The following is a 17,992-nucleotide window of genomic DNA, read 5'->3' on the forward strand; positions in this document are numbered from 1 at the left end:
GCCGTGCATGTCGGCTCAATATTTCAGGATGTTTAAGCGGTAGAGCCAGTGATACATAAACTGGCGCGTCACGAATGGCAGGACGGGCAGATTGATTTCTGCTCGTGTCAATTCGCGGCCGTGCTGGCGCTTCCGGATACGCTGCATCTCCGCGAATCCGACATTCATCATCGCGGAAGTCTTCTGTTCGGCATGGACGCGGAAGCAGCCGAGAAAACGCGGCAGCCTGAGATATCGAAAGCCGGCATTCTGCGCGCGCAGCATGAAGTCCCAGTCCATCGCGAAACGAAAGCTCTCGTCGATAGGGCCGATCTTGTCCCAGACGCGCCGCCGCCAGAACATTGTCTCCTGGGGGATGTAGCCGAGATAGGTGAGGGCCTTGGCGTCATGGGGCGGCAGCACTGCGCGTGCGGTCTCCAGGCCCTCGCCATCGATGATGATGCGGTGGCCATAGACGATGTCGATCTCGGGGCGGGTCTGGAAGATGTACGCGACATAGGCCAGCGTGCCCGGCATCAGCGTGTCGTCGCTGTTGAGATAGGCCATGACATCGCACCCGGCGCCGAGAAACGCAAAGCCGGCATTGATGGCATGGCCCTGTCCGCTGTCGCGCAGGCTGCGCCAGCTCAGCCGGTCGTCATAGCTCGCGAGCAGGTCGGTGGTGCCATCCTGCGAGCCACCATCCTGCACGTGATAGGCGAGCGCCGGATAGTTCTGGCCGAGCACGCTGTCGATCGTGGCCTGCAGATATTGGCGATGATTGAAGCTCGGTGTCACGATGGCAATGCGTGGCAGCGGATCATGCGGCGGCATGGACGGCTGCGCACGGTTCGGTGTCACGGGGCGCGGCGGATACTGGTCGAATGCCCAGAGCGGCGGCCGCGGCAGCAATCGACGCCACAAAGGGCGTGCATCGGTCGTCACGTCACTGGACCCCATGGACCCCTTTCGGGCCGATTTACAAATTTCCCGGTCATTGCCATCGAAACGGGGCTGGCCCCTTTTCGTTTCGCGCGGCTACTGTTACCGACTTCGCGATCGGAATGCCAGACTGTGGGACTATGGGATGAGAAGCATCGTCTTGGGGGCGAGCGGTATCGTCGGCCACTATATCGTCGATTGCCTCGCGGCCGCCGGTGAGCGACCACTTGCGCTGTCGCGTACGCAGCGCCAGTCGGATGGTGTCGATTGGCTCGTGGCGGATCTCGCTGCACCCACGTCGCTGAATTTGCTTGGCGTCGCGACGCTGTATTGCACGGCCCATGCGGGCCTGCTTGCCGACGCATTGCCGCATTTCGCACTGCCGGATCTGAAGCGGGTCGTGGCCTTCACATCCACGAGCCTCGTGACGAAGCAGGACTCGGAGATTGCCGAGGAGCGCGAGCATGTCCGTCACTGGGCCGAGGCTGAAGCGCGGCTGATAGCCACTTGCGAAAAGCTCGGCGTCGAATGGACGGTGCTACGGCCGACGATCATCTATGCCGAGGGACGCGATGCCAATATCACGCGGCTGGCGCGGCTGATCCAGAAAGCCGGCTTCATGCCGCTGGCCGGCGCCGGTTCCGGCCTGCGCCAGCCGGTGCATGCGGAGGATCTTGCCATTGGTGCCATCGCCGCCGCGCATAGTCCCGCAGCTGCCAACAAGATCTACGCGCTGCCCGGCACCGACACCGTCAGCTATCGCGAGATGATCGGCCGCATCTTCGATGGCTTGCACAAGCCACGCCGTATACTCCCGGTTCCGCCGGTGCTGTGGCGTGCTGCGTTTGCGATGGCGAAGCCGTTTGTGGCAAATGCCAACGTGGCCATGGGCAGTCGCATGTCAAAGGACATGACTTTCGATCCGACCGCGGCGATCGAGGACTTCAACTGGAATCCGAGGCCGTTTCACCCTGTCTTTAAATAGCGTCCCGAACAGACCTGAGCAGCTCATGACGAAGTCAGTCCCGATGGCAACATGGATCGTGAACAGTTCGGCGACGGTGATCAAGGATCGCTGGATCGACCTTCGTGCCGAAGATTGCACGACGGCGGCGGGCATCAATATTGCGCCTTATTATGTTCTGCACTATCCGGACTGGGCGCATATCGTCTGCCTCGATCGGGACGATCGCATCTGCGTGGTTTCGCAGTATCGTCACGCCGTAGCGAGGACGGTGATGGAGCTCCCCGGCGGCGTCATCGAAGCGGGCGAGGATCCGCTTGCTGCGGCCAAGCGTGAACTTCGCGAAGAGACCGGTATTACCGCCGATCAGTGGCGTGCCTGCGGCAGCTATGCCACAAATCCGGCGACCCACGCCAACAGCGTCCACATCTTCGCCTGTCGGGCTGTGTCGATTGCAGCGACGCAGCTCGATGACCAGGAAGACATCCGCTGCGCTTTCCTGACGTTGCAGGACTTGAAAGTGGCGATCAATCGCGGCGAATTCAGCCACCTGCTTCACGTCGGCGCCGTCTGCCAGGCACTGGACCTGATCTGACGAAGCAATCGTGCCGCGCCTCAGGCTGCTGCGACGGCGTTATAGCTGTCGAGCACCATGTCGATGTCGCCCGTCAGCTTCACTTCGCCACGCTCCATCCACACCGCCTTATTGCACCAGCGCTTGCAGATTTCGGTGCTATGGGATGCGAGTACGAGGATACCCGCCTTCTCCACGAAATTTTCGATACGGTGTTGCGCCTTAACGAGAAAGCCTGCGTCACCCGCGACAATCCACTCATCCATCAGCAGGATTTCCGGCTCGAAGCAGGTGGCGACCGCGAAGGTCAGGCGCGTCATCATGCCAGAGGAATAGGTGCGAACGGGGATGTCGAGGTAGTCACCGAGTTCGGTGAACGCAGTGATATCCTCCATGCGCTCTTCGATTTCATTCGCCGACAGGCCCAGGATCAATCCGCGCAGGCGAATATTGTCATAGCCGGAGATATCGCCGTCGATGCCCAGGCTGATGTCGAACATCGGCGAGATCCGGCCGCGGCTTCTCACTTCGCCGGAGACCGGCTCGTAGATACCGGCCATTACCCGCAGCAGAGTGGTCTTTCCGGCGCCGTTGTTGCCGATCAGGGCCACGCGATCGCCGGTGCGAAATCCCAGCGAGACGTTGCGCAGTGCTTCGACCGTGATCCGCTGGCTGGCGTCGCTCGCCAGCTGTCCGCCGGAGCTGCGGAACAGAAGGCTCTTCTTCAGCGAGCGCGAGCCGCCGTGATAGATCGGAAAGGAAACGCTCACGTTCTTGAGCGAGAGCTCGCTGTGTTCGACCGCGTTGACGGTGCCGATTGTCATCGATCTCAGACCCAGTAGGAAATGCGCGAACGGAAGCGTGCAAAAAACGTCCCGACGACGATCAGGTTGATCAGGGTCAACAGCAAGACCGCGAGATAGGTCTGGCTGGACGGCACGCTACCAAGCAGCGGTCCGCGGACCACTTCGACCAGATGATAGAAGGGGTTGAATTCCGCGATATAGGTTCGTGTACGCAGCAGTTCGGGCTTCCACATGATCGGCGTGATAAAGAAAACGATTTGCACCAGCGAGCTGATGAGCTGCGGAACGTCGCGAAAACGCGCGGAGATCATGCCGATCAGGAGCGTCGTGGCAGCGCCATTGATCAGTACCAGAAGCAGTCCGGGAATGGCCAGCAAGGCGACCGCGCCGGGCCATATCTGGAAATAGATCAGCACGCCGAAATAGATGACAAAGTTATGCGCGAAGATCGCCAGCTTGCTCCAGCTCGAGCGGAAGACGTAGACTGAGTAAGGCAGCCTGATCTGCTTGATGTAGGACTCTGCGCCGGTAAAAAGGGTGCCGCCCTCGATCAGGAAGCTGGAGATCAGATTCCAGACCAGAAGTCCCACGCACAAATAGGGCAGGAAATCGTGGATCGGAGTGTTGAAAAGTTCAGCGTAGAGGACGCCGAGCGCTATCACCATGATCGCCATGCTTGCCGTCAGCCAGAAGGGCCCCAGCATCGAGCGGCGGTAACGCTGCAGGATATCATTCCAGCCGAGGCGTATCCACAGCGGCCACAGCGAAACGCCGGTACCAAAGTCGGCCAGTGCGGCGCGGACGGCGAAGCCACTACCGCCACGTGTCACGAATTGGGAATGCGTGCCCTTCCCAGGTTGGTGGTTTAGAATCGTTGTCATTTAAAGATCAATCCGGCCGTCTGTGATGTGTCTACGGCGGCCTCTAACTAGCCCATCTGTCAGGCGAAAGAAACGGCTGTTGGACGTAGACTTGATGGCACTTTGACGGCTTGACACAGGGGTGACCGCGGGCCCTCAAAGTGGCTTTTTCCGCGTTCATATCGCAATCACGACGATCGCGGCGAAAATCAGAACCGCTCCGCAGATCCGGCGCCAGGACAGTGCTTCGTGATGCAGCACGACACCTATTGCCATGGCAAACAAGACGCTGGTTTCGCGAACGGTCGTAACTGCACCGACAGCATTGCGACTGAGGGCCCAGAGAAACACGCAGAAGGAAAGCAGGCCCAACAGCCCGGAAACGAGTATGCGCCAGCGCGTAGCGTGTAGTTCCACCCAAAGATTGCCGCCACGCAGCGTCCAACTCACCAGGAAAAATGTGAGACTGTCGAGAGCGATCAGCCATGCGGTGAAACCAAGCCAATCGCCGAATAGCCGTGTGCCATAGGCATCCACCGTCGAGTAGGCGGCAACCGCTGCGCCGGCTGCCGTGGCCGTCGTCAACAGTGGCCAGGGCGCCAGTCCGTTCAGCTTGTCGAAGGCGAGTAGCAGCAGGCCCGATGAGACAAGAGCGATGCCAACACATTGGGTGATGGATGGCATCTGGCCGAGACTGACGAATGCGATCAGCGTCGCAAACAACGGCACCATTCCGCGCGCAAGGGGAAATGCCTGTCCGAAATCGCCCCGCATATAGGCGCCCGCGAGGCAGAGCTTGTAGCCGATATGTAGTGTCACAGAGAGCAACAATACCGGCCACACTGCGGGAGGAGGCGTCGGCACCAGTGGCAGCGCGGCGCAGGCGCATAGTCCCGCAACAGCGCCCATGCCGGCCAGCACCGTAATCTGGTTCTGCCCGGATTTCACGAGGCTGTGCCAGCTGGCGTGGAGCAGGCCGGCGGCAAGCATTAGGCCGATGGTCAGAATGTCCAATGCGGCACCGCCTCAATCGGACGTTGTCGCGCAGCGCGGGATCACAGCCGGAGCGCCGCGCGTCTCAGGCCATCCTGCAACGGCGTAAAGCTGAACTGCGGATATGCCGATTTGCACGCTGTGTTGTCGAAGGGTCGATAGCCATTATGCGGCATGGCGCCAATGCGCGGAGATATCCTGATCGGGATTTGTTTGCCAGATATTGCGACCACCGCCTTGGCGATGTCCGCAAACGAGTGGACTTGTCCCGTGACTAGGTTGAGTGCGCCGACGCTCTTGTGAAGGAGGGTCTGGAAGATCAGTTCGGCGACGTCATCGACATGGACATGATCGCGACGTTCCTCACCCTCACCGAACAGGACGATATCCTCCCCGGCGTCGGCCAGTCGACGAAAGCGATTGGGGCCGTAGCCGTTATGCGGATCCGAAGATCCATAGATCAACGTCGGACGTAGATGGATAAGCGGCACGTTCGCTTCGGCGCCGAACGCCAGTTCGCGGGCAAGATGCATCGCGCCGTGCAGGCTGCCGGGCGTCATCGGCGACTGTTCGGTGAGCGGCAGTGGCCCGTCTGCGTAAACAGCGTCGGAACTGATGTTGATCACATGTGCAACTTTCGCCTTGCCGAGCGCCTCAACGACGTTGGCGACCAGCCGCATGTTATCGGATAGCATACGGGCGCTCTTGACCGGTGCGATGGCGGCGACGGCAACAACGGCGTCAGTTGGCTTCAGCAGGCCGGCGAGGATATTTGATGCTTCAGATGAGAGAAGGTCGAGCTCCGCGCGGCTTAGGGACAATGTGGGAATGTTATCTCCTTGAAGGCGCTTCACGATGGCGCTGCCAATGAATCCCGCGGAGCCAATGATGACGGCTCGCTTTGGTGGCTGTGGCGTCGAATTGAGATGGCTGATCATACTGGCTCCATGGCACTTTTTTGTCCCGGATGAGGGCGGATGAGGACGATGTTCCAATCCGCGTTCCGGTTGAAAGCAGGGGCAATCCATGCCACGTTTTCGGTCAATGTGCGACTTGAGGCAGCAGCGTTCCGAAACCGTTTTGAGCGGACTGATGCGTCGGCATTATTTAGTTGCGAAAACTGCCGCAATCTTGACAAGAGTCCTGAGAACCCCCAAGGAACGTGCTCGCGGTTCGTGGATGGTGATCTACCGAAACTGGCGGTCAGCTCAATCAGTCGTTGAGAGTTCAGAGCTTAAGTGCTTAGGGGGATGGCGATGAAAAAGATTCTGATCACAGGCGGTGCGGGTTATGTCGGCCATATGCTGACGCCTCAATTGCTTGATGCTGGTTACTCTGTCGTCGTTTACGACATGATGTGGTACGGCAACAGCAAGATGCCGAAGGACAACCCGAGCCTCACGCTGGTCGAAGGCGACATCCGGGATACCGCGAAGCTCGCCAAGCACTTCGAGGGCGTCGATACGGTCCTTCATCTCGCCTGCATTTCTAACGATCCTAGCTTCGAGCTCGATTCGGGCCTGTCCGAATCGATCAACTACGATTGTTTCGAGCCGATGGTGATCGCCGCCAAGAAGGCCGGCGTGTCCCGCTTTGTCTATTGCTCGTCGAGCTCCGTTTATGGTGTCAGTGATGCGCCAGACGTGACGGAAGATCATCCGCTGGTTCCGTTGACGCTGTACAACAAGTTCAAGGGGCTCTGCGAGCCGCTGCTCTGGAAACATCGCGGCCCGGGCTTCACCTGCGTCACAATTCGGCCGGCGACGGTTTGCGGTTACAGCACGCGTACGCGCCTCGATCTCACTGTGAACATCCTGACCAACCATGCCGTCAATCGTGGCAAGATCACTGTGTTCGGTGGCGACCAGCGTCGTCCGAATCTGCATATCCAGGACATGGTCGAGGCCTACAAACTGATGATCGAAGCGCCCGCGGAGAAGATTGACGGAGAGACCTTCAATATCGGTTACCAGAACCTGAAGGTCATGGAGATTGCAGAGATCGTGCGGAATGTCGTCCAGGAGCAGTTCCCTAACAAGCCGCCGATCGAAATCGTTCGCACCGAGACCAACGACAATCGGTCCTATCACATCAACTCGGACAAAATCTTCCGGGTTCTGGGTTATCGCCCGAGGCATACGGTGGAAGATGCTGTGCGCGATCTATGCAAGGCCTTTGCGCGCGGCGACCTGCCCAACAGTTTCGACGATCCGCTGTATTTCAATGTGCAGAACATGAAGACGGTCGAAGTGGCATGAGCGACGAACAGGTTGCCGTCGTCACCGGCGGCGCCGGCTTCATCGGAAGCCATGTTGTCGATCTGTTGCTCGATCGTGGCTATGAAGTTCGGGTGATCGATAATCTGGTCGGCGGTCGCGAAATCAATCTCGCGCACCACGCCGGTAATTCGAAACTGCATTTTCTGAAGTCCGACATTCGTGCACTTGAGACGGGAGCCTCGATCTTCAAGGGGGCTCATCGGGTGTTTCACTTCGCCGGCATCGGTGACATCGTGCCGTCGATCGAGCAGCCGCTCGAATACATGTCCGTCAATGCGCAGGGCACCGTGCAGGTTCTTGAATGTGCCCGCGAGGCAGGCGTTTCCAAGTTCGTGTATGCCGCTTCGTCATCCTGCTACGGTCTTGCCGATACGCCGACGCGGGAGGATCATCCGATCCGTCCGAAATACCCCTATGCGCTAAGCAAGTATCACGGCGAACAGGCCGCGCTTCACTGGCACGACGTGTACGGCCTTCCGGTCAATTCCGTCCGTATCTTTAATGCCTATGGCACGCGGTCGCGGACCTCGGGCGCCTATGGTGCCGTGTTCGGTGTGTTCTTGCGACAGAAGATCGCAGGCAAGCCGTTCACCGTTGTCGGCGACGGCACCCAGTCGCGCGACTTCCTTTACGTGACTGATGTGGCCGCAGCTTTCGTCGCAGCCTGTGAAACCAATCTGACGGGCCGTATCTGGAATCTCGGCGCCGGCAATCCGCAGCCGGTCAACAAACTTGTCTCTCTGCTGGGTGGCGAGGTCGTCTACATTCCAAAGCGACCAGGCGAACCCGACGTGACCTATGCGGATATCACCGCTATTACGCGTGATCTGGACTGGCGCCCCCGCGTCAGCTTCGAAGAGGGTGTGGGCACGATTCTCGAACAGATCGATTACTGGCGTGAAGCCCCGTTGTGGGACCCGCAGTCAATCGCGCAGGCAAGCAAGGTCTGGTTCCAGTATATGACAAAGGCTGACGGCAATGGATGAGGCAAGCCGCAAGTTACTCAGCCACAAGGTCAAGACCCTTGACGAAATAGTCGGGCTGGTCGGGCCGCGTCCGCGGGCCAAGAAGGTCATCATGTGCCACGGCGTGTTCGACGTCGTGCACCCTGGTCACATCCGACATCTGATCTATGCCAAGAGCAAGGGTGACGTGCTGGTCGCAAGCCTGACCGCGGATCGCCACATCATGAAGGCCAATATGCGGCCTTACATTCCGGAAGACATTCGTGCGCTCAATCTGGCCGCGCTGGAAATGGTCGATTACGTCATCATCGATCGCAATTCGACGCCACTCGACAATATCTCCGCAATTCAACCCGATTATTTCGCCAAGGGTTACGAGTACGGCAAAGACAACGAGATCCACCCGAAGACGCAGGATGAAATCAACATCCTCGACGGCTACGGCGGTGAAGTGATCTTCACGCCCGGTGACGTCGTCTATTCATCGTCGGCCTTGATCGAGATGCAGCCGCCAGACATTTCGCTCGAGAAGCTCAACATGCTGATGATGGAGGAGGGAGGGGTCACGTTCAATGACCTTCGCTCCATTCTCGACAAGTTCAAGGGCATGCGCGCCCACGTCGTCGGCGACACCATCGTCGACAGCTATACCTATTGCGCCATGATTGGCGGTCAGTCGAAGACCCCGACGATCAGCGTTCGCTTCGAGCGCAAGGATAGCTATGTGGGCGGTGCGGGCATCGTTGCCAAGCATCTCAAGGCGGCAGGCGCTGAAGTGACATTCTCGACCGTTCTCGGGGATGACGCTGACGCAGCCTTCGTGCGCGAGGATTTGCGTGCGGCCGGTGTCGTCATGAAGGATATCCCTGACTCGACCCGCCCCACGACCAACAAGAATGCGATCATCACCGAAGGTTATCGCATGCTGAAGGTCGATACCCTCGACAACCGCACCATTTCGGACAAGATCTGCGCGAAGTTCTGCAGCCAGATTGCCGAAATCGAGACTGACGTTCTGGTGTTCAGCGACTTCCGGCATGGCGTCTTCAATCGCTCCACGGTTCCGATCCTGACGGGCGCGATTCCGCAGGGCGTATTCAAGGTGGCGGATAGTCAGGTTGCCAGCCGCTGGGGCAATATTCTGGAGTTCCAGGGCTTCGACCTTCTCACGCCGAACGAGCGCGAAGCGCGCTTTGCGCTTGGCGATCAGGATTCTCATGTCCGTCCGCTGGCGACCAGTCTGTTCGGCCAGGCCAACTGCAAGACGCTGATCCTCAAGCTGGGTGATCGCGGCATCCTGACTTACCGCACGCGGCCGCCGGAAGATCCGCGGACCTTCGCCGTGATCGACAGTTTTGTCGATCGCGTGGTGGATGCGGTGGGCGCCGGCGACGCGCTGCTCGCCTATTCGTCATTGGCACTTAAGCTGACGGGCAACGACATCATTGCCTCGATCCTCGGCTCGATCGCCGCGGGTATCGAATGCGAGCATGACGGCAATATCCCGGTGACGCTGGATGCGATGCGCAAGAAGATCGATGCGATCGAACGTGTCGCGGTTCTGAGCTAGGTCGCTCGCGATCAATCGAGGGTAAATTCCGCAGAGCGAAATTCGCCCCTGCGGGTCTCATGGGGTGAACGGGTATGCGCGTCGTCGTTGTCGGTTTGGGCGTTCAGGGTCGGAAGCGGACCGCGATCGCAGGACCGGAGGTCGTCGCAACCGTTGATCCCGTGTTATCCGAGGCTGGCTATCGCCGGATTGAGGACGTTCCGCTCAGTTCGTATGACGCAGCTCTCTTGTGCGTGCCGGATGCCCCGAAGGTCGAGCTGCTCACCTATTTGCTCGGGAATGGCAAGCATGCGCTGGTCGAAAAGCCGCTGCTGTCCGAGCATGACGAAGATCTGACGGCGCTGGCAGCTCTGGCGGCGAAAACGGGCACGGTCTGCTACACCGCCTACAATCATCGGTTCGAGCCGCATTTCATGCGTATGCGCGATCTCATTCAATCCGGTAAGCTGGGCGAAATCTATACGGTCCGGATGTATTACGGCAATGGAACTGCGGCACAGGTCAGAGCATCGCCATGGCGCGATACCGGCACCGGGGTGCTGTTCGATCTGGGATCGCATCTGCTCGACACGTTGGCTTTCTGGCTCGGGCCGATTGCGCAATCTTTCAAGGTGATCTCTGCGTCGCGTTTCGAAAATCTATCATTCGATCACGTTACGTTTGGCGCCGCGGGCAAGCCTCTGCTGCAGCTCGAAACGTCGTTGCTTAGCTGGCGCAATCACTTCTATGCCGATATCCACGCCGAGAAGGGGAGCGCTCACATCACTTCGCTTTGCAAGTGGGGACCGAGCACGTTCATCCAGCGTGGTCGCGTGCTGCCGTCAGGGCGCCCCGATGAGGAAGCGGTGACGCTGGTGCAGGCCGATCCGACCTGGGCGCTGGAGTATGATCATTTTAAGTCGTTGTGTTCGAACGGCGGTTCCACGCTCGAGACGGACATGTGGATCAGCCGAACGTTGAACTCACTCGGGGCAGCAGCTCTGTCGGGCGAGGGACAATGACCAAACCCGTGATTGGCTTTGTCGGGATGACGCATCTCGGCTTGAATTCCGCCGTAGCATCGGCAGAGCGCGGCTTTGACGTCATCTGCTTCGATCCCGATGCTATGCGTATCGGTGCGCTGAATGCCGGCGAGCTTCCCGTGGTCGAACCGGATCTCCCGGACATGTTTGCACGCCGACGCGCGCAACTGACGTTCACGAGCGATCCGGGCATGCTCAACGCTTGCGATGTGATCTATGTCGCGCCTGACGTGCCGACTGACGACAAGGGCACCAGCGACCTCGGTCCGATCCGCGGACTGATCGATCTCGTCGATGAGGCGATGGCGCCGGCCGCGATCCTGGTCATCCTCAGTCAGGTGCCGCCGGGCTTCACCCGCGGTCTGCGCCGGTCATTGGCGACACGGTACTATCAGGTCGAGACGTTGATCTTCGGGCGCGCTATCGAGCGTGCCATGTATCCCGAACGCTTCATCGTTGGCTGCGCGGATCCGGCGGTGCCGTTGCCGCCGTCGCTGGCGACCTACCTTGCTGCGTTCGAGTGTCCGATTCTTCCGATGCGCTACGAGAGCGCGGAACTATGCAAGATCTCGATCAATATGGTGCTGGTGGCGCAGGTCAGCTGCGCCAACACCATCGCCGAGCTGTGCGAGAATATCGGGGCCGACTACGGCGAGATCGTTCCCGCGCTCAGACTCGACCGGCGCATCGGTGCCTATGCCTATATCAGCCCTGGAATGGGTATTTCAGGGGGCAATCTCGAACGCGATCTGGCGACGTTCAATAATTTCGGCGATGCGCTGGGCACATCGACCGGCGTCGTGCGCGCCTGGCAGCACAACAGCGGCTATCGTCGCAACTGGGCGCTTCGCACGCTCCATACCGCCGTGCTGGGCCATGCCACGGATCCGGTGATTGCCGTGCTGGGGCTTGCCTATAAAGAGAATACAGATTCGGTGAAGAACTCGCCGGCCGTCGCCCTGATCGAGGCGCTGCAGCCGTTCAGCATCCAGGCCTACGATCCCGTCGTGGCGCCCCGCGCACAATGGCACCCGGCGCTGACCGCCAGCGCCGATCCGATTGCGGCCTGCGCTGGCGCCGACGTGGTGCTCATCATGACGCCCTGGCCCGAATTTCGCACGATCGACATCGGCAGTCTTGCCAAAAGCCTCCGTGGCAAGGTCGTGATTGATCCATATGGCATGCTCGATCGCCGCGCCGCGATGGCTGCCGGACTTGAAATTCACAAGCTCGGGGTCTCCTGACCGCGCCGCTTGTTCGAAGCCGATCTGGAGACAACGAGATGCTGGCCCATCAAAATGCTCACCCCGAAAAACCCGCACGGGTTGTCGTGTTGGGCGCTGGCGGCGTGTTAGGCAAGTCGCTCTTGGAGTGTCTCAAGGCGGACGGGATCATGACGCTCGGTGTCGGATCAGCGGATATCGACCTGCAGGCTGCGGACGCTTCCGATAAATTGCAGCGCCTGTTCAAGGCTGACGATGCCGTGGTGTTCCTGTCGGCGCTGACACCAGACAAGGGGCGTGACGTTGCTACCTTGATGAAAAACCTGCGGATGGCCGAGGCGGTCGCCAGTGCCGTATCCAGCGTCAAATGTCGGCAGGTCATCTATATGAGTTCGGATGCCGTCTATCCTTTTGGCAACGGGACGGTTGATGAGACGACGCCGGCCGATCCACTCGATCTCTACGGTGTCATGCACAAGGCCCGCGAGGTCATCATGATGAGCGCGGTGCCAGCCGATGCGTTGACGATCCTGCGATGCACGCTGGTTTGCGCTGCCGACGATACGCACAATTCCTATGGGCCGAACCGGTTTCGGCGGCAGGCAGCCAAGGACGGCAAGATCACACTCGGCGGCGAAGGCAAAGAAACCCGCGACCACGTCTTCGCCGATGATGTGGCTGAACTGATCCGGCTCGTGCTGGTGCACCGGTCCGCGGGCCTGCTAAATGCGGTCTCCGGTCGGTCCTATGCATTTGCCGAGGTTGCTCGTCTTGTCGCCGCGACATTCGCTCCACCCGCCGAAGTCAGTTTTTCGGGCGGCGGTGGTGCGGTGACGCATCGGCACTTCGACGTCACAGCGCTGCATCAGGCGTTTCCGAACTTCCACTTCCAGTCGCTGGACGCTGTCGTGGCAGAGGTGCATCGGCGCGGCGAGGGCAGGAGCGATGGCTGAGGTCAATCTGCTCAAGACCTATCCCAAGGCGGTGCGTGACATCGCGCAGCGTGTTCAGGGCAAGGAAGCCAATCGTGACCTGGCGCTAAAATTCGGCTTCGAGTATTTCGACGGGCCACGCGAGCAGGGTTATGGCGGCTATCGCTACGATGGGCGCTGGGTGTCGATCGCGCAGACTTTCGTCGCACATTTCGGTCTAAAGCCTGGCGACCGCGTGCTCGATGTCGGCTGCGCCAAGGGATTTTTGGTCAAGGATCTCACCGATGTTTGTCCCGGCCTCGAGGTCTATGGCCTGGATATATCGGAATATGCACTGACGCACGCACATGCGGATGTCGCGGGGCGAACCGTGCGGGGTTCCTGCGATGCGCTGCCTTTTTCCGATCGGAGCTTTGATGCGGTGATCTGCATTAACACCATCCATAACCTTGATCCCAAGCACTGTGCCATAGCCATCCGCGAGCTGCAGCGGGTGTCGAAGGGGCAGGGATTCATCCAGGTCGATGCTTACCGCAGCGCCGCGGAACGGCAGTTGTTCGAAGACTGGATGCTGACGGCCAAGAGCTATTACATGCCGGAGGCTTGGGAAGCGCTATTCGCATCCTGCGGTTACACCGGAGATTACTATTGGACGGTGCTTCAATGACGTGTGCAATGGGAGCATCGGCCGGAACTGTTCTGTACCGCCCACTCCAGCAAGGCGGATGCTGACATGCTCCGCGCCTTTTCCATGCGAGGACGCGACACTCTCTCTCCTTTTTGGACGTTGTTCTGGATTCTGGTTTGCCTGCATCAGCTATATTACGGCTGGTTTTTGATACGATCGTCTTTCGTGCCCTATGTTATGGATGGCAACGAGACGTTCTCGGTCTGGTGGCATGCGCATAACCTCTACAGCTTCTCATTCTGGAAATCGTTCGGATTGACTGACGAATCCTATGGTGTGACCGAGGGATCCCATCCGTTCTTCCATACTCATCAAGGCAACATGCCGCGTCTGTTCGGCTTTCTGATCTACGCGCTTGGCGCACGAACGGTTGAAGCGCAGGTCGTGGTGACGACGCTGATCATCGGCAATCTGACGCTGTACTTCTGTTACGCATCGATTGCGAAAATAACGCGTCCTGCGATCGCGTTTGTTTTCTGCGTGCTGCTGTTCTCCGATTATCTGCTTTATGCGCAGTGGCACGTCGTCACCTATCGCGTCTGGTACGGATTCCTGTTCTTCGGAACCTGGTTCGCCATCGTCGGCGCGTCCGAGGAACGCAAGGTGTGGCCTTACCTGCTTCTTGGCACGTTGTTCTTTCTGCTGTTCTACTTCGAATTGATATTCGCCGCTTACGTATCGGTCATTGCAGGTTTTCTGGGTCTCTGGCTGCATTGGGGAAAGCCAAAACGGATTGTGGCTCTCTATGCCGTGCAGGCCGCTGGCCTCGTCGCTGGCATCGGATTGCTGTTCGGGCAACTCGTCCTGGCAATGGGTCTCGATGTGGTCAAGGCGGACTTCACCACGACGTTCCTGGCCCGCAATGCGGCCGCAAATGGCGCCTCGATCGAGTCGATCGGCGAATTCTTTCGCAACCACAACATCGTGTTCTGGATGAATTTCAGGGACGGCGCGGTGCTTCGCTCTATGGTGGCATTTGCCAGGTCCATTGGCGTCGGCGTGTTTCAGGTCTGGACGCCGGCATTCTTCATACTCGTCTGTACACCGCTGATCGGCGTCATCGTCTCATTCCTCGAGAGAAGGCCACGCCCTTGTGTCGCCGGTTTGTCTGCTGGAGGCGTCGGGCAAGGTGACGCAATGTTTGGCTTCGGGAGCGCCGTGGGCCTCAGTCCTGATCGCCACGTTCAGCTGGTGCGTTACGCCGGTCTCGCTACGCTCGTGGCTGGTGCGGCCCTTGTCCTGCACGAATTGTTGACGGTCGGTCTTGTGTTCGGAATGGTGCCAAGCTCGCCGTATCCCGGCATGAGATTTGTGTTGTTGGTCGCGATGGTCGCATTGCTGTTAGTTATGTTTGTCGGCCATTTGTATCCTCCGGCGGTCAAGGTTGTCGGTCAGTCTGCGACCTTTTCGCTGCTTGCGATGATGGTAGCAGCGCTGGCAGTCATCATCTTTGAAGTGCCGATGGCGCAAGGGCTCGCTGACCTGACGGCCTCACGTTCTTTCGATCTCATCCTTGTGCTCGTTCTGATGGGGGCGGGGCTCGCGCTTGGCCATTTAGCTTCTCCGTCTCTGCTGCCGGTCGTGCGCGGAGCAATGACGTCGGTCTTGATCGCTATCCTGATCGCCAGAAGCTATCGGATGTTCGATCAGAACTATAGCGACGTCTGGCTGATGGTTTATCAGAACGCGGAGATGCGAATGCTGGTCAGGGTAGCCATTCTATTGGCCGCCGCCGCCGGGATAGCCTTTGCGGTCATGGGAGCACGCCAGTCGTTTGGTGGGGCGTGGAAGACCTTCATTGGTCGTTCGTTGGTACTGTTTACACTCAGCTTTGCAGGCTATGCGACCATCTACGTTCTTTCGCCGGGATACGTTTTCAGCGGGTATGTGGAGCGACTGGCGCCCTTCGCAATATTCTTTCTGATGTTTATTCCTGCCATTGCCATCTGCGCGATCGCCGTTGCCGGCTGCAGATATTCCAGAGCCTTCACAGCACTTGATTTTCAGTGGAGCCTCAAAGCCAGCCGCATCTGGGTGCCAGTATGTGTTGTATTTGCCATCGCGACGACTTCGCTGCTCTGGATCAAGGTCCAAGTTTATTATGCCAAGCTGCTTCCATCGAACTATCTCATATTCGCCCGGACATTGACGCAGCCTCCCTTCAAGGGAGCTTCCTTTGCCGTCAATAACTATGCCGCGGTCGTGGCCTATTACACCCGCAACTGGGCTTACATCGATGCCATGCAGAAGCCGTCGATCGACCCAAAAAGTGATACGGAGCAACGTCTGACAGACCGATCGTATCATTGGTTCGCTGATTGGAGCTCCAACAGCGACTATCGGTATCCGCAATACTACGCCTGCATGAAGATGCAGTCTTTTGATACGGCGCTGGCCTTGCGCGATCCTTCGCGATCTGCCGGCCGCTTTCTGTTTTGCGACAGCGAGACAGAAAAATGGAGAGAGTCGCCATTCAACGACAAGGTGGTGGCGGCAGATACGACGCCCGCGCGGTACTGGTCGATCGTGGAGCTTGGCAAACCGCGCCCACGGATCGAGGGGATTGAGACCCAGGTTCAGTTGCGCGACGATGGCTGGCTCATTCAGGGGCAGTCTATCGTGCGCCATCGTCCGGAGGCGCCGATCACCTCGAGAACATTCGAGCTTCTTGTCGGGACGCAAGCGAGTTGCAGCGTGGCAGTGCCGGAGATGAAAGTCGTTCAGACCTCCAACGGCGATGTCCCTTTCAAACTGCCGTCAGGTTTTCACGGCGGTGTTCGGGTTCGGGCCAGGGTTGAATCCGCCGATGGTGTCAGCGAGCCCAAATTTGGCAACGTCTGGGTCAGTCGTGCTAGCGCGACAGAGGCGCTGACGCGATGTCCGAATGTGCTGGCCGCCGGTTCGTTCACGGACAGTAATCTGTCGAGCATTACAGCCGGGTGGGGCGGGCGGGAAGCATGGGGGGTCTGGACCGTCGGCCGACGTGCTACCTTGCCACCGCTGCCGCTGTCAGGTGAAGCTGTGGGGTCGGATTTTATGCTCGAAGCGGTGGTGCGCAGCTTTCTGCCGGGAGCCGGGAAAGAACAAAGTGTCCGTGTACTGGCCAATGGCGAGCCCATCGCAAATTGGGTCTTTTCAGCAGCAAATTCCCCGCGCGTCGTTACGGCTCGGATCCCCAGGTCCGTCCTGACCGGTCATCCGAGCCTTCAGCTGTCTTTTGAGATCGCCAGTCCTACGTCTCCGGTAAGCCTGGGTGCATCGGCAGACAGCCGTGCTCTCGGGATCGGTCTGGAACAATTGACGATCAAGGAAATACAACCTTGAGGCCGTTGGTCAAAAGAAGTCTGATGGCGATACCCGGAGCTGACATCATCCGCGCTGTCGTGGTCTGCAAGGTGCACTGCTGTTGACAAATCCGAGCAGGTTGTCTGCATCGTCATATATGGTTGGGTTAGGTTGCCCGAGTTCGATCTGAAGGAAGAAATCATGTCATCTCCCGAGCGTGCTGACGATGCCTCGACCCGTGAAGTGCAATACAATCGGTTGCTGGAGGTTGCCGAGCATCATGGGCGCACAGAACTCGGCCTGATGATGAATCAAGCCTGGCACGATGACCCGAAGCGGCTGACCTTCACCTTTGCACGTTACAAGTTCGCGGCGCGGATGCTGACCGGCTGCCAGAATGTGCTGGAGGTTGGCTGCGGTGACGCATTTCCGAGCCGTATCGTTCAGCAGGAGGTCGGCAAGCTGACCGTGACGGACTTCGACCCGATCTTCATCCAGGAAACGCAGCGCCGTAGCGTTGCAGGCTGGGAGCTGGCAGGCGCTTTCGTCCATGACATGCTGTCAGGCCCGCCGCAGGGCCAGTATGATGGCATGTACGCGCTCGACGTCCTCGAGCACATTGTTCCGGAGAACGAGGATCTGTTCCTGTCGAACATGGCCGCATCGCTCGATCCCGACGGCACCATGATCATCGGTATGCCGTCGCTGGAGAGCCAACCTTATGCATCAAAGTTGAGCAAGGAAGGGCACGTCAACTGCAAGAGCCAGCCGGCGCTCAAGGAGACGATGCAGCGGCATTTCCACAACGTTTATATGTTCTGTATGAACGATGAAGTGCTGCATGTGGGTTATCACAAGATGGCACACTACGTGTTCGCGCTGTGTTGCAACAAGAAATCCCGCTAGGTCT

16 protein-coding genes are annotated in these 17,992 nt (G+C 58.9%); 11 read left to right on the forward strand and 5 right to left on the reverse strand.

Going from position 1 to position 17,992, the window contains the following annotated elements; all coding sequences use genetic code 11:
* Positions 1–15 precede the first annotated feature (15 nt).
* Positions 16–939 (reverse strand): glycosyltransferase family 2 protein, encoded by a 924-nt coding sequence (locus SFY93_RS14395; RefSeq protein ID WP_320447591.1) that lies wholly within the window; start codon positions 937–939, stop codon positions 16–18.
* Positions 940–1,066: 127 nt separating this feature from the next.
* Between SFY93_RS14395 and SFY93_RS14400 the strand changes: the two genes are divergently transcribed.
* Both SFY93_RS14400 and SFY93_RS14405 read left to right on the forward strand, forming a co-directional pair.
* On the forward strand, positions 1,067–1,906 hold the full coding sequence (locus tag SFY93_RS14400; protein WP_320447592.1) for an SDR family oxidoreductase: 840 nt from the start codon (positions 1,067–1,069) through the stop codon (positions 1,904–1,906).
* 25 nt (positions 1,907–1,931) lie between these two features.
* Positions 1,932–2,480, forward strand: coding sequence for an NUDIX hydrolase (locus SFY93_RS14405; RefSeq protein WP_320447593.1), 549 nt, complete (start codon positions 1,932–1,934; stop codon positions 2,478–2,480).
* Positions 2,481–2,500: 20 nt separating this feature from the next.
* Here SFY93_RS14405 and SFY93_RS14410 read toward each other — a convergent pair whose 3' ends face one another.
* The 4 genes from SFY93_RS14410 to SFY93_RS14425 all read right to left on the reverse strand — a co-directional run bounded on the left by SFY93_RS14410 (position 2,501) and on the right by SFY93_RS14425 (position 6,056).
* Positions 2,501–3,283, reverse strand: coding sequence for an ABC transporter ATP-binding protein (locus tag SFY93_RS14410; RefSeq protein ID WP_320447594.1), 783 nt, complete (start codon positions 3,281–3,283; stop codon positions 2,501–2,503).
* A 5-nt stretch (positions 3,284–3,288) separates the two neighbouring features.
* The gene (locus SFY93_RS14415) at positions 3,289–4,146 is read right to left on the reverse strand and encodes an ABC transporter permease (RefSeq protein ID WP_320447595.1); all 858 of its coding nucleotides are present in this window, start codon (positions 4,144–4,146) and stop codon (positions 3,289–3,291) included.
* Positions 4,147–4,302: 156 nt separating this feature from the next.
* Entirely contained in the window at positions 4,303–5,139 is an 837-nt protein-coding gene (locus SFY93_RS14420) for an EamA family transporter (protein WP_320447596.1), read from the reverse strand.
* A 41-nt stretch (positions 5,140–5,180) separates the two neighbouring features.
* A complete protein-coding gene (locus tag SFY93_RS14425) occupies positions 5,181–6,056 on the reverse strand; it encodes an NAD-dependent epimerase/dehydratase family protein (RefSeq protein WP_320447597.1) in 876 nt (291 codons plus the stop codon).
* Between the two features lie 318 nt (positions 6,057–6,374).
* On the opposite strand from SFY93_RS14425, the gene SFY93_RS14430 reads away from it, so the two are divergent.
* The 9 genes from SFY93_RS14430 (at position 6,375) to SFY93_RS14470 (ending at position 17,988) form a co-directional block, all read left to right on the forward strand.
* A complete protein-coding gene (locus SFY93_RS14430; protein ID WP_244499890.1) occupies positions 6,375–7,376 on the forward strand; it encodes an NAD-dependent epimerase/dehydratase family protein in 1,002 nt (333 codons plus the stop codon).
* A complete protein-coding gene (locus SFY93_RS14435; protein WP_320447598.1) occupies positions 7,373–8,383 on the forward strand; it encodes an NAD-dependent epimerase/dehydratase family protein in 1,011 nt (336 codons plus the stop codon). Before SFY93_RS14430 ends, SFY93_RS14435 begins: the two co-directional genes overlap by 4 nt.
* Positions 8,376–9,932 carry a PfkB family carbohydrate kinase gene (locus tag SFY93_RS14440; RefSeq protein WP_320447599.1) on the forward strand — a complete coding sequence of 519 codons (1,557 nt, stop codon included), beginning with the start codon at positions 8,376–8,378 and terminating at the stop codon, positions 9,930–9,932. The genes SFY93_RS14435 and SFY93_RS14440 overlap by 8 nt, the downstream gene beginning before the upstream one ends.
* Before the next feature lie 74 nt (positions 9,933–10,006).
* Positions 10,007–10,933 carry a Gfo/Idh/MocA family protein gene (locus SFY93_RS14445; RefSeq protein WP_320447600.1) on the forward strand — a complete coding sequence of 309 codons (927 nt, stop codon included), beginning with the start codon at positions 10,007–10,009 and terminating at the stop codon, positions 10,931–10,933.
* Positions 10,930–12,198 carry a nucleotide sugar dehydrogenase gene (locus SFY93_RS14450; RefSeq protein WP_320447601.1) on the forward strand — a complete coding sequence of 423 codons (1,269 nt, stop codon included), beginning with the start codon at positions 10,930–10,932 and terminating at the stop codon, positions 12,196–12,198. The genes SFY93_RS14445 and SFY93_RS14450 overlap by 4 nt, the downstream gene beginning before the upstream one ends.
* Positions 12,199–12,236: 38 nt before the next feature.
* Positions 12,237–13,130: an NAD-dependent epimerase/dehydratase family protein gene (locus SFY93_RS14455; protein ID WP_320447602.1), complete on the forward strand. Its 894-nt coding sequence runs from the start codon at positions 12,237–12,239 to the stop codon at positions 13,128–13,130.
* The gene (locus SFY93_RS14460) at positions 13,123–13,776 is read left to right on the forward strand and encodes a class I SAM-dependent methyltransferase (protein ID WP_320447603.1); all 654 of its coding nucleotides are present in this window, start codon (positions 13,123–13,125) and stop codon (positions 13,774–13,776) included. The genes SFY93_RS14455 and SFY93_RS14460 overlap by 8 nt, the downstream gene beginning before the upstream one ends.
* A 66-nt stretch (positions 13,777–13,842) precedes the next feature.
* Positions 13,843–17,121 carry a hypothetical protein gene (locus tag SFY93_RS14465; protein ID WP_320447604.1) on the forward strand — a complete coding sequence of 1,093 codons (3,279 nt, stop codon included), beginning with the start codon at positions 13,843–13,845 and terminating at the stop codon, positions 17,119–17,121.
* Positions 17,122–17,283: 162 nt separating this feature from the next.
* Complete coding sequence (locus SFY93_RS14470) at positions 17,284–17,988, forward strand: class I SAM-dependent methyltransferase (protein WP_320447605.1); 705 nt, start codon at positions 17,284–17,286, stop codon at positions 17,986–17,988.
* Positions 17,989–17,992 lie beyond the last annotated feature (4 nt).

The sequence above is a fragment of the Tardiphaga sp. 42S5 genome, from assembly GCF_034044155.1.
GTDB classification, from domain to species: Bacteria; Pseudomonadota; Alphaproteobacteria; order Rhizobiales; family Xanthobacteraceae; genus Tardiphaga; species Tardiphaga robiniae.

Excerpts from the sequence above, each read along its gene's own strand:
- SFY93_RS14395 (WP_320447591.1), bottom strand. The coding sequence starts at position 939 with ATGGGGTCCAGTGACGTGACGACCGATGCACGCCCTTTGTGGCGTCGA.
- SFY93_RS14400 (WP_320447592.1), top strand. The coding sequence starts at position 1,067 with ATGAGAAGCATCGTCTTGGGGGCGAGCGGTATCGTCGGCCACTATATC.
- SFY93_RS14405 (WP_320447593.1), top strand. The coding sequence starts at position 1,932 with ATGACGAAGTCAGTCCCGATGGCAACATGGATCGTGAACAGTTCGGCG.
- SFY93_RS14410 (WP_320447594.1), bottom strand. The coding sequence starts at position 3,283 with ATGACAATCGGCACCGTCAACGCGGTCGAACACAGCGAGCTCTCGCTC.
- SFY93_RS14415 (WP_320447595.1), bottom strand. The coding sequence starts at position 4,146 with ATGACAACGATTCTAAACCACCAACCTGGGAAGGGCACGCATTCCCAA.
- SFY93_RS14425 (WP_320447597.1), bottom strand. The coding sequence starts at position 6,056 with ATGATCAGCCATCTCAATTCGACGCCACAGCCACCAAAGCGAGCCGTC.
- SFY93_RS14430 (WP_244499890.1), top strand. The coding sequence starts at position 6,375 with ATGAAAAAGATTCTGATCACAGGCGGTGCGGGTTATGTCGGCCATATG.
- SFY93_RS14435 (WP_320447598.1), top strand. The coding sequence starts at position 7,373 with ATGAGCGACGAACAGGTTGCCGTCGTCACCGGCGGCGCCGGCTTCATC.
- SFY93_RS14440 (WP_320447599.1), top strand. The coding sequence starts at position 8,376 with ATGGATGAGGCAAGCCGCAAGTTACTCAGCCACAAGGTCAAGACCCTT.
- SFY93_RS14445 (WP_320447600.1), top strand. The coding sequence starts at position 10,007 with ATGCGCGTCGTCGTTGTCGGTTTGGGCGTTCAGGGTCGGAAGCGGACC.
- SFY93_RS14450 (WP_320447601.1), top strand. The coding sequence starts at position 10,930 with ATGACCAAACCCGTGATTGGCTTTGTCGGGATGACGCATCTCGGCTTG.
- SFY93_RS14455 (WP_320447602.1), top strand. The coding sequence starts at position 12,237 with ATGCTGGCCCATCAAAATGCTCACCCCGAAAAACCCGCACGGGTTGTC.
- SFY93_RS14460 (WP_320447603.1), top strand. The coding sequence starts at position 13,123 with ATGGCTGAGGTCAATCTGCTCAAGACCTATCCCAAGGCGGTGCGTGAC.
- SFY93_RS14465 (WP_320447604.1), top strand. The coding sequence starts at position 13,843 with ATGCTCCGCGCCTTTTCCATGCGAGGACGCGACACTCTCTCTCCTTTT.
- SFY93_RS14470 (WP_320447605.1), top strand. The coding sequence starts at position 17,284 with ATGTCATCTCCCGAGCGTGCTGACGATGCCTCGACCCGTGAAGTGCAA.